Origin of the sequence: Leifsonia sp. McL0618 (assembly GCF_049994905.1) — a bacterium.
Taxonomy (GTDB): Bacteria; Actinomycetota; Actinomycetes; order Actinomycetales; family Microbacteriaceae; genus Diaminobutyricibacter.
Genome location: NZ_CP188258.1, coordinates 3,453,528 through 3,465,356 on the forward strand (window position 1 = coordinate 3,453,528; position 11,829 = coordinate 3,465,356).

Annotated in this window: 6 protein-coding genes; all 6 read right to left on the reverse strand. The window is 65.8% G+C overall.

Going from position 1 to position 11,829, the window contains the following annotated elements; genetic code table 11:
* Nucleotide 1: 1 nt before the first annotated feature.
* The gene (locus ACPPVQ_RS16775; protein ID WP_426516265.1) at nucleotides 2–1,672 is read right to left on the reverse strand and encodes a GspE/PulE family protein; all 1,671 of its coding nucleotides are present in this window, start codon (nucleotides 1,670–1,672) and stop codon (nucleotides 2–4) included.
* Nucleotides 1,673–1,835: 163 nt separating this feature from the next.
* A complete protein-coding gene (locus ACPPVQ_RS16780) occupies nucleotides 1,836–2,066 on the reverse strand; it encodes a hypothetical protein (RefSeq protein ID WP_426516266.1) in 231 nt (76 codons plus the stop codon).
* Nucleotides 2,067–2,175: 109 nt separating this feature from the next.
* Nucleotides 2,176–6,051 carry a DNA-directed RNA polymerase subunit beta' gene (locus ACPPVQ_RS16785; protein ID WP_426516267.1) on the reverse strand — a complete coding sequence of 1,292 codons (3,876 nt, stop codon included), beginning with the start codon at nucleotides 6,049–6,051 and terminating at the stop codon, nucleotides 2,176–2,178.
* Nucleotides 6,052–6,103: 52 nt separating this feature from the next.
* Nucleotides 6,104–9,601, reverse strand: a complete 3,498-nt coding sequence (gene rpoB / locus ACPPVQ_RS16790) for a DNA-directed RNA polymerase subunit beta (RefSeq protein WP_426516268.1) — start codon at nucleotides 9,599–9,601, stop codon at nucleotides 6,104–6,106.
* A 321-nt stretch (nucleotides 9,602–9,922) separates the two neighbouring features.
* Nucleotides 9,923–10,594 carry a response regulator gene (locus ACPPVQ_RS16795; RefSeq protein ID WP_426521305.1) on the reverse strand — a complete coding sequence of 224 codons (672 nt, stop codon included), beginning with the start codon at nucleotides 10,592–10,594 and terminating at the stop codon, nucleotides 9,923–9,925.
* Nucleotides 10,595–10,620: 26 nt separating this feature from the next.
* A complete protein-coding gene (locus ACPPVQ_RS16800) occupies nucleotides 10,621–11,829 on the reverse strand; it encodes a sensor histidine kinase (RefSeq protein ID WP_426516269.1) in 1,209 nt (402 codons plus the stop codon).

Genomic DNA, 11,829 nt, shown 5'->3' on the forward strand with positions numbered 1-11,829 from the left:
GTCAGGCCACCACTCTCAAGATCTCGTCGACGGAGGTGAGGCCGAGTTTCGCCTTCTCCCACCCGTCTTCCCGCAGGGTCAGCATCCCCTGTTCGCGTGCTGCGCGGCCGATCTCGGCACTGGATGCACGGGCGACGGCCAACCGCTCGATCTCCTCGGTCACCGCCATCACCTCATGCACCGCGATGCGTCCCCGGTAGCCCGTGTTCGAGCAGCTGGCGCACCCGACCGGTGCGAACACCTCGGGAAGGCCCCGGTCGGGGTCGAAGGCGAACCGCAGGCGCTGCAGGTCGTCGACCGAGTATTCGGCGGGCTGCTTGCACCGGTCGCACAGGCGGCGCGCGAGACGCTGGGCGACGACACAGTCGAGCGCCGACCCGACGAGGAACGGCTCGATGTCCATCTCCGTCAGGCGGGTGACTGCGCTGGGGGCGTCATTGGTGTGGAGGGTCGAGAGCACGAGGTGACCGGTCAGCGAGGCTTCGATGGCGATCTGCGCGGTCTCGTGGTCGCGGATCTCGCCCAGGAGGACCACATCCGGGTCGCTGCGCAGGATGGAGCGCAGCGCGCTCGCGAACGTCAGCCCGGCCTTCGGGTTCACCTGCACCTGGTTGATGCCGTGCATGCGGTACTCGACCGGGTCTTCGACGGTGATGACGTTGATCTCGGGCCGCGCCACCGCTCCCAGCGTCGTGTACAGGGTGGTCGACTTGCCGGAACCGGTCGGCCCCGTCACCAGGATCATCCCGTATGGCTTCGAATACGACGTCTTGTACGTTTCGTAGTTGTAGTCGAGCAAGGCGAGATCGCGGACGTTCAGGCTCGTGTTCGAGTTGTCGAGGATTCGCATGACGACCTTCTCGCCCCACACCGTGGGAAGGGTCGCGACGCGGAGGTCGATCTGGCGGCCGCCGTGGGCGACCGACATGCGGCCGTCCTGCGGCTTGCGACGCTCGGCGATGTCGATGTCGCTCATGATCTTGAGGCGCGAGATGACACCGTTCTGGATGCTCTTGGGCGCGCTCTGCATCGCGTGGAGAACACCGTCGATGCGGTACCGGACGCGCACGTCGTGCTCGGCCGGCTCGATGTGGATGTCCGAAGCATGGTCCTGGATGGCCTGGCTGACCAGCAGGTTGACGAACCGCACGATCGGCGCGTCGTCGTCTCCCCCATCCCCGATGCTCAGGGTGCCCGTGTCCTCGGGCTGGTTCTCCTCTTCGAGCGTGGTCGTCAGGTCGCTGAGCTCGTCATCCGCGCGGATGAAACGGTCGATGGCAGCCTGGAGGTCGCCCGGCTCTGCGACGGCGACCTCGACCTGCATGCGGGTCGCCGCGCGGACGTCGTCGATGGCGAACACATTGCCGGGGTCGGCCATCGCGAGGAGAAGGGTGCCGTCGTGGGAGGCGATCGGCAGCACGTTGTGGCGGCGGCAGATCGCTCCGTTGACGAGGGAAACGGCAGCGCGGTCCACCGGGTAGTCGAGGAGTTCCACGAACGCGACGTTCGCCTGTGCGGCGCGGGCGCGTGCGAGCTGGATGTCGCTGATCGCCCCGCGGGAGAGCAACTCTTTGACCGCGATTTCGTCGGCGGTCGGCTCAGACGTCACGCTGTCGAGGTACTCGATGGGCAGATGGCCGTGAAGGATCAGGATCTCTGTCATGGACGCCACGTGTACCTCCTTTAAAAGGACGATGCCGGGAGGTCGGGTATCTCGGCAGGGTGCGGCTGGTGTTCGGGTAGAGCTTTGTCACCTTATGCGGCGCGCCGACGTCAGCAACAGTCCCGCGATATGGGGGTACTGGTGGTAAAGGGGTGGGATTCGGCGGCGGGTGTCAGCGGTGGCGCTGGTCGACGCGGCGGCTGGCGCCGTACACGAGAGCGCCGGCGAGGACGGCGCAGATCATCGTGGTGATCCAGAACGGGAGGGTGGTGGATGCGTAACCGGTGGATGCGCGGATCACGCCATACACGAACGACACCACGGCGACCGCGAGCAGGGTTCCGGCGACGGCGACCATGGTGCGGCCGAGCTGGTCGGTGTGTTCGAGGAGTTGGCGCCACATGGCTCTATCCTCTCCTATCGTGCGCGCTGGTCGCGCCGAGATGGCTGTGGGCCGAGCGTAACGCAGGAAGCCCCGGCGCGATGCGCCGGGGCTTCCGTTGCGGAACCTACTAGTTGTAGGTGCCGGGGGTGTAGTCGTCCGAGCTGAAGCTGTCGAAGTCGACGAAGCTCAGGTCGTTCTCGCTGAAGGCCGAGTCGTCGGCGAAGATGCGGTTCGGGTAACGCTCCGCCTTCGCCTCCTCGGTGGCCTCGACCGTGACATTGCGGTAGCGAGCCAGGCCAGTACCGGCCGGGATCAGCTTTCCGATGATCACGTTCTCCTTGAGGCCGATCAGCGGGTCGGACTTGCCTTCCATGGCCGCCTGCGTCAGAACGCGGGTGGTCTCCTGGAACGACGCGGCCGACAGCCACGACTCGGTCGCGAGCGAGGCCTTGGTGATACCCATGACCTCCTGGCGAGCAGACGCCGTCTTGTTGCCGGCGGTCAGCGTGGCGCGGTTGATCTCGTTGTACTTCGACCGGTCGACCAGCTCACCGGGCAGCAGGTCGGTGTCGCCGTGCTCGACGACGGTGACCTTGCGCAGCATCTGCCGCACGATGACCTCGATGTGCTTGTCGTGGATCGGAACACCCTGCGAGCGGTACACGCCCTGCACACCACCGACGAGGTGCTTCTGCACCTCACGGACACCCTTGACGCGAAGAACTTCCTTCGGGTCGACGGTGCCGACGATGATCTGCTGGCCGAGCTCGACGTGCTGACCGTCCTCGACGAGGAGGGTCGAACGCTTGAGCACGGGGTAGATGTGCGCCTCGTCACCGCTGTCCGGGGTCAGGATGACCTTGCGGCTGCGGTCCGTGTCCTCGATGGTGATGCGTCCGGCAGCTTCGGCGATCGGGGACGCACCCTTGGGGGTGCGGGCCTCGAACAGCTCCTGCACGCGGGGAAGACCCTGCGTGATGTCGTCTGCGGATGCGGAACCACCGGTGTGGAAGGTACGCATGGTCAGCTGGGTTCCCGGCTCACCGATCGACTGGGCCGCGATGATGCCGACGGCCTCGCCGATGTCGACGAGCTTTCCGGTCGCGAGCGAGCGGCCGTAGCAGGCTGCACACACACCGACGGCCGACTCACAGGTGAGCACGGAGCGCACCTTGATGTCGGTGACGCCGGCGGCGACCAGGCGGTCGATGAGCACGTCGCCGACATCGTCTCCGGCCTTCGCAACGACGGTGCCCTCAGGGGACACAGCGTCTGCAGCGAGGGTTCGGGCGAACACCGAGTTCTCGACGTTGGCGTCGCGAACGAGCGCGCCGTCAGCACCGGGGGCTGCGATCGGCAGATCGAGGCCCTTGGTGGTGCCACAGTCGTCTTCACGGATGATGACGTCCTGCGACACGTCGACGAGACGACGGGTCAGGTAGCCAGAGTCGGCCGTACGGAGAGCCGTGTCGGCCAGACCCTTGCGGGCACCGTGCGTCGCGATGAAGTACTCCGCCACCGACAGCCCCTCGCGGTACGAGGAGATGATCGGGCGAGGGATGATCTCACCCTTCGGGTTGTTCACCAGACCACGCATACCGGCGATGTTGCGAACCTGCAGCCAGTTACCACGGGCGCCCGACGTGACCATGCGGTTGATGGTGTTGTCGGCCGGGAAGTTGGCGCGCATGGCCTCGGCGACCTCGTTGGTCGCTTCGGTCCAGATCTTGACCAGTTCCTGACGACGCTCGAGGTCGGTCGTGAGACCCTTCTCGAACTCGGCGGTGACCTTGGCGGCCTTCTTCTCGTAGCCGGCCACGATCTGCGGCTTGTTCGGCGGGGTGAGGATGTCGCTCAGCGCCACCGTCACGCCGGAACGCGTCGCCCAGTAGAAGCCGGCGTCCTTGATGCGGTCGAGTGCTGCTGCGACCTCCACCTTCGGGTACCGCTCCGCCAGGGCGTTGACGATGCCCGAGATGACTCCCTTGTCGGCGACTTCTTCCACGTAGGGGTAGTCGGCCGGGAGGGTCTCGTTGAACAGCGCGCGACCCAGGGTGGTCTCGACGATCGCCGTCACACCGACGACGCCCTTGTCTGCAGCGTCGCTCGGAACGTAGTCGTTGAGACGGATGCGGACCTTGGCGTTCAGGTCGAGCGAGTGCTGGTCCTTCGCGAGGATGGCCTCGGCGACGGACGAGAACGCGCGGCCTTCGCCGACAGCGCCTTCCTTCAGCGTGGTCAGGTGGTGCAGACCGATGATCATGTCCTGCGAGGGCAGGGTCACCGGGCGGCCGTCCGACGGCTTCAGGATGTTGTTCGAGGCGAGCATCAGGATGCGCGCCTCGGCCTGGGCCTCGACCGACAGCGGCAGGTGCACGGCCATCTGGTCACCGTCGAAGTCGGCGTTGAACGCCGCACACACGAGCGGGTGGAGCTGGATGGCCTTGCCCTCGACCAGCTGGGGCTCGAAGGCCTGGATGCCGAGGCGGTGCAGCGTCGGTGCGCGGTTCAGCAGCACGGGGCGCTCGCGGATGATCTCCTCGAGCACGTCCCAGACCTGCGGACGGCTGCGCTCGACCATGCGCTTCGCGGCCTTGATGTTCTGAGCGTGGCTCAGGTCGATCAGGCGCTTGATCACGAACGGCTTGAACAGCTCCAGCGCCATCTGCTTGGGCAGACCACACTGGTGCAGCTTCAGCTGCGGACCGACGATGATGACCGAACGACCCGAGTAGTCGACGCGCTTTCCGAGCAGGTTCTGGCGGAAACGACCCTGCTTTCCCTTGAGCATGTCGCTCAGGGACTTCAGGGCGCGGTTGCCGGTACCGGTGACGGGACGACCGCGGCGGCCGTTGTCGAACAGTGCGTCGACGGCCTCCTGCAGCATGCGCTTCTCGTTGTTCACGATGATCTCGGGAGCACCGAGGTCGAGCAGGCGACGCAGGCGGTTGTTGCGGTTGATGACGCGGCGGTACAGGTCGTTCAGGTCGCTGGTGGCGAAACGGCCACCGTCGAGCTGGACCATCGGGCGCAGCTCCGGCGGGATCACCGGGACGACGTCGAGGACCATCGCTGCCGGCGAGTTGCCGGTCGCGAGGAACGAGCTGACCACGCGCAGGCGCTTGATCGCACGGATCTTCTTCTGGCCCTTGCCGTTCGCGATCTGGTCGCGCAGCAGCTCGGCTTCTGCAGCCAGGTCGAACGCCAGCAGGCGACGCTTGATCGCCTCGGCGCCCATGTAGGCCTCGAAGTACAGGCCGAAGCGGTCCATGAGCTCGTTGAAGTCGGCGTCTTCAGGCTTGAGGTCGCCGACCTTGAGGTTGCGGAAGCTGTCCCACACGCGCTCCAGACGAGCGATGTCCTCGTCGTAGCCCTTGCGGATCTGGCCCATCTCCTTCTCGGCGGTGTCCTTGACGCGACGCTTCTGGTCGGCCTTGGCACCCTCCTCCTCCAGCGCGGCGAGGTCGACCTCGAGGCGCTGCAGGCGGTCGGCGATACGCGAGTCGCGCTGGTCGGACAGGGTCTTGATCTCGAGGCGGAGCTCGTTCTCAAGGCCGGGCATGTCGGCGTGACGGCCCTCTTCGTCGACCTCGATCACCATGTAGGCGGCGAAGTAGATGACCTTCTCGAGGTCTTTCGGAGCCATGTCGAGCAGGTAGCCGAGACGGCTCGGGACGCCCTTGAAGTACCAGATGTGCGTGACGGGAGCGGCGAGCTCGATGTGGCCCATGCGCTCACGGCGCACGGACGACTTCGTTACCTCGACACCACAGCGCTCACAGACGATGCCCTTGAAGCGGACACGCTTGTACTTACCGCAGGAACATTCCCAGTCACGGCTCGGGCCGAAGATCTGCTCTCCGAACAGACCGTCCTTCTCGGGCTTCAGGGTGCGGTAGTTGATGGTTTCGGGCTTCTTGACCTCACCATGCGACCAGCGACGGATGTCGTCGGCGGTGGCCAGGCCAATGCGCAGCTCGTCAAAAGTTGTTACGTCGAGCAATTTTCCTTCTCTCCTGGAAAAAGTGTTTCGTCAGTTGGGTCTTGGCCGGCTTCTAGATCTCGTCGATCGACGAAGATTCGAAGCGGGAGGAAATGTTGATGCCGAGCTCTTCGGCTGCACGGAACGCTTCGTCGTCCGTGTCGCGCAGGCTGACCGCCGTGCCGTCGGCCGAGAGAACCTCGACGTTCAGGCAGAGCGACTGCATTTCCTTGATGAGCACCTTGAAGGACTCCGGGATGCCCGGCTCCTGGATGTTCTCACCCTTGACGATGGCCTCATAGACCTTGACGCGGCCGAGGATGTCATCCGACTTGATGGTCAGGAGTTCCTGCAGGGCGTACGCAGCACCGTATGCCTCGAGCGCCCACACCTCCATCTCACCGAATCGCTGTCCACCGAACTGTGCCTTACCACCGAGCGGCTGCTGGGTGATCATCGAGTACGGACCGGTCGAACGCGCGTGGATCTTGTCGTCGACCAGGTGGTGCAGCTTCAGGATGTACATGTAGCCGACCGACACGGGCTCCGGGTACGGCTCGCCGGAGCGGCCGTCGAAGAGCTGCGTCTTGCCGGAGGAGCCGATCAGGCGCTCTCCGTCGCGCGTGGGGAGCGTCGAGTCGAGCAGACCCGCGATCTCCTCCTCCGCGGCACCGTCGAACACCGGGGTCGCGACCTTGGTGTTCGGGGCGGCGCTGTGCGCGGCCTCTGGGAGGCGTGCGGCCCACTTCGGCTTGCCCTTGACTTCCCAGCCCTGCTTGGCGATCCACCCGAGGTGGGTCTCCAGCACCTGGCCGAAGTTCATTCGACCGGGGATGCCGAGCGGGTTCAGGATGATGTCGACCGGAGTTCCGTCGGCGAGGAACGGCATGTCCTCGACCGGGAGGATCTTCGAGATGACGCCCTTGTTGCCGTGACGGCCGGCGAGCTTGTCACCTTCGGTGATCTTGCGTCGCTGGGCGATGAAGACCACGACGCGCTGGTTGACGCCCGAGCCGAGCTCGTCGTCGCCATCCTGCGAGTCGAAGACCTTGACTCCGATGATCGTTCCCTCTTCACCGTGGGGCACCTTGAGGCTGGTGTCGCGCACCTCGCGGCTCTTCTCGTTGAAGATCGCGCGGAGCAGGCGCTCCTCGGCCGAGAGCTCGGTCTCGCCCTTCGGCGTGACCTTTCCGACGAGGATGTCGCCGGGGCGCACCTCGGCGCCGATGCGGATGATGCCACGCTCGTCGAGGTCGGCCAGGAGGTCCGGGCTGACGTTCGGCAGGTCGCGGGTGATCTCTTCTTTACCCAGCTTGGTGTCGCGGGCGTCGACCTCGTACTCCTCGATGTGGATCGAGGAGAGCACGTCGTCCTTCACCAGGTTCTGGCTGAGGATGATCGCGTCTTCGAAGTTGTGGCCTTCCCACGGCATGAACGCGACGAGCAGGTTCTTGCCGAGCGCGAGCTCGCCGTTCTCGGTGGCGGGGCCGTCGGCGATGACCTCGCCGGCTTCGATCCGCTCGCCCTCGTTGACGATCACGCGGTGGTTGTACGACGTGCCCTGGTTGGAGCGGTCGAACTTGCGCAGGTAGTAGGTCTGCGTTCCACCCTCGTCGAGCTGGATGGTCACGGCGTCAGCCGAGACCTCGGAGACCACACCGGCCGCGTCGTTGATGAGCACGTCGCCGGCGTCGATGGCTGCATAGCCCTCCATACCGGTTCCGACGAGCGGGCTCTCGCTGCGGACAAGCGGCACCGCCTGGCGCTGCATGTTCGCACCCATGAGAGCGCGGTTCGCGTCGTCGTGCTCGAGGAACGGGATGAGCGACGTCGCGACCGACACCATCTGGCGCGGGGAGACGTCCATGTAGCCGATCTCCTCAGCGGGGATCAGGTCGACCTCTCCACCCTTCTTGCGCGCAAGCACCCGGTCTTCTGCGAAGTGGGAGTCTGCGGTCAGCGGGGCGTTCGCCTGGGCGACGATGAAGTCGTCCTCTTCGCTCGCAGTGAGGTAGTCGATGGTCGCGGTGACCTTGCCGTTGACGACGCGACGGTACGGGGTCTCGATGAAACCGAACGAGTTGATCCGCGCGAACGATGCGAGCGAACCGATCAGGCCGATGTTCGGGCCTTCCGGGGTCTCGATCGGGCACATGCGGCCGTAGTGCGACGGGTGGACGTCACGAACCTCGACGCCTGCACGCTCACGCGACAGGCCACCGGGGCCGAGGGCAGACAGGCGGCGCTTGTGGGTCAGTCCCGCGAGCGGGTTGTTCTGGTCCATGAACTGCGACAGCTGGCTGGTTCCGAAGAACTCCTTGATCGCGGCGACGACGGGGCGCACGTTGATCAGGGTCTGCGGCGTGATCGCCTCGATGTCCTGCGTGGTCATGCGCTCGCGGACGACACGCTCCATGCGGGACAGACCGGTGCGGACCTGGTTCTGGATGAGCTCGCCGACGGCGCGGATGCGACGGTTGCCGAAGTGGTCGATGTCGTCGACGTCGAGACGGATCTCGACGGGCTTGCCGTCGCGCACACCGTTGAACGTGGTCTGGTTGTCGTGGAGGGCGACCAGGTACTTGATCGTGGCGATGATGTCCTGCACGGTGAGCACCGAGTCGGACAGCGGAGCGTCGATACCGAGCTTGCGGTTGATCTTGTAACGGCCGACCTTCGCGAGGTCGTAGCGCTTCGGGTTGAAGTAGAAGTTGTCGAGGAGCGCGCGAGCGGCCTCGGCTGCGACCTGCTCACCCGGGCGGAGCTTGCGGTAGATGTCTTTGAGCGCCTCTTCCTTCGTGAGGATGGCGTCTTTCTCGAGGGTCAGCTCGATCGACTGGTAGCCCTTGAACTCGGAGAGGATCTCTTCGCTGCTCAGGCCGAGAGCCTTGAGGAAGACCGTGACCGACTGCTTGCGCTTGCGGTCGATGCGAACGCCGACCTGGTCGCGCTTGTCGATCTCGAACTCGAGCCATGCACCACGGCTCGGGATGATGCGTGCCGAGTAGATGTCCTTGTCGGACGTCTTCTCCTGTGCACGCTCGAAGTACACGCCGGGGGAGCGCACGAGCTGCGACACGACGACACGCTCGGTGCCGTTGATGACGAAGGTGCCCTTCTCGGTCATGAGGGGGAAGTCGCCCATGAAGACGGTCTGCGTCTTGATCTCACCGGTGAGGTGGTTCATGAACTCGGCCTCGACGTAGAGAGGAGCGGAGTAGGTCTTGCCCTTCTCCTTGCACTCGTCGATCGAGTACTTCTTCTCTTCGAGGAAGGGGTTCGTGAACGAGAGCTGCATGGTCTCGCCGAGGTCTTCGATCGGGGAGATCTCTTCGAAGATCTCCTCGAGACCGGTGTGGCTGGGCAGATCCTGTCGACCCTGTGCCTCAGCTTCGGCGACGCGCGCCTTCCACGCGTCGTTTCCGACGAGCCAGTCGAAGCTCTCGGTCTGCAGTGCCAGCAGGTCCGGGACCGTCAGGGTGTCTGTGATCTTTGCGAACGAGAGACGAGATGCGTTTCGTCCGTTCTTGGGTGATGAATTCGTGGTGGTTGCGTTGCGCGCAGCAGCCAAGGAAATAACCTCCGTGGGCCCCGTCGGGCCTCAGTTACTGTCGGTCAGGTGTGTGGTGTTGTGGACGAGAACTCCCAGGACGTCTGTATGCTGGTGCCGATATCTGACCTGTGAACAGGCCCGGGCACACGCAGAAAATGCAAGGCCGACCGCAATATGAAGGCAGATTTCTGTCTGGGAGCGCAAAGAACAACTATATGTCAATTTGACGCGCCGTGTCCACTTAATTCTTGACCGGTTGTCGATTGTCCGGTATAACCCCGGGCGCGTACTGAATGTAACGCCCCCGACTCCCCTGTATTCCCGCGGATCTGCGCTGTTTCAGGAGCGCACGAGAGCGATGGCCTGAGCCCGGTCGCGCACTCCCAGTTTGGCGAAAATCGCGTTGATGTGGGTCTTCACCGTCGCGACGCTGACGAAGAGACGGGATGCGATCTCACCGTTGCTGAGGCCCTCTGCGATGAGTGCGAGGACTTCCGCTTCGCGCGACGTGAGCGACGGGAACCGGGTGAGCACCGTATCCGATGACCTCGCGCCGCCCTGCGGGGCCGGCGGCGCCGATCCGGTCAGGGAGTTCACCAGCAGCGCGCCCACCGCAGGCGCGAACGTCGACTGGCCGCGGGCGACCGCACGGATGGCCGCAGCGACCTCCGCACGCCCCGCATCCTTCGTCAGGTAGCCCTTCGCGCCCGCCCGAAGCGCACCGCGGATCGAATCGTCGTCGGCGAACGTGGTCAGCACGAGGATCGCCGACCCGGGAGCCTCGTGCACGATGCGCGCTGACGCTGCAACACCGTCGAGCACGGGCATCCGGAGGTCCATGAGTACGACGTCGGGCTTCGTCTCGACGGCGAGCCTCACGGCCTGCTCGCCGTCGGCGGCCTCGCCGACGACCTCGACGTCGGGAAGGAGCGACAGCACGGTCACCAGTCCGTCGCGGATGATCGCCTGGTCGTCGGCGACCAGCACCCGGATGATCTCCCGGGCGGTCATGTCGGTCGCGGTCGTTTCGGTCGCTTTCACGAGAGTCCCGTCTCTGCGGTCACGATGAAACGGCCGCCGTCGACACCGGCCGTCGCCCGCCCACCGGCAGGCAGCGCGGCGAACCGTTCGCGCATGCCTTCGAGGCCGTGGCGTCCACCTGACCGGGCGAGCATGCCGGGCTCAGGGCCGGGGCCCTCGCCGAGCGGGTTGGACACGGTCAGCCGCACCGCGTCATCCGACCAGGCGAGCAGTGCCTGCACCGGCTCCCCCGGTGCGTGCTTGCGAGCGTTGCTCAACGCCTCCTGGAGCGCGCGTTCGAACGCGGCGGCCTGGTCAGCGTCCAGCGCACGAGGCGTTCCGGTGGTCGTCAACTCGACGGCGCCGCCGAGCGAGCGGTGGGCGGCCAGCAGGTCATCGATCGCGTCGTCGAAAGAGCCGGGGCGGTCGATGTCGTCGCGGCGCGCATCCGGATCGCGAAGCGCATCGACCGCGCGGCGGGCCTCGCCCAGCCCGGTGGCGGCGAGCGCGCGGGCATCCGCGACCCGGGAACGTGCGGCCCGGAGGTCTCCCGTTTCGAGCAGGGCCTCCACAGCGTCGAGCTGGATGACAAGGCCGCCGAGGCTGTGGGCGAGCACGTCGTGGATGTCCCGGGCGACCGCCTGCCGCTGGGCGAGCAGGTCGATCTGCGCCTTCTCTTCCCGCACCGTGAGTTCGCGTTCGCGGAGGAGTTCTGCCTGCGCCTCCGATTCGCGGAACTGGCGGCGGCTGATGCCGGCGAGCACCGCGACGACGATTCCGCCGGCCAGCCCTAGGAGGACGAGCACTGACGTGCCGAACGGAACGGCGCCGACCGTGAGAAGGGCGACCCCGATGAAGGCGACGCCCAGGCCGACGAGGATCGGGCGCGAGGGGTCGGAGACCACGGCGAGCACACCCACCAGTACGGGGACGATTCCGATGCCGTTGGTCGACGCCGCGACGATCGAGCCGGCGAAGACCATCACCATGGCCAGTGCGAGGCGGGTGGTCGGCGCTACGCGCCGGAAGGAGAGGATCACGCGCACGAGCCACGCGGCGAGCGCCACCAGGGCGAGCACCAGCACCCACAGCGGACGTTGCCCCGTGTGAGTGGTGAGGATCGAATAGGCGACTACCGCGATGCCGAACAGGTTGAGCGCGAAAGCCAGCGGACCCGGTCGCCCCACCACATCCACCGGGCCTGCTGCGCGCTTCGTCTCCGTCAC

Coding starts and splice junctions, on each gene's coding strand:
- ACPPVQ_RS16780 (WP_426516266.1), bottom strand. CDS start 2,066: ATGTGGCGCCAACTCCTCGAACACACCGACCAGCTCGGCCGCACCATG.
- ACPPVQ_RS16795 (WP_426521305.1), bottom strand. CDS start 10,594: ATGACCGCCCGGGAGATCATCCGGGTGCTGGTCGCCGACGACCAGGCG.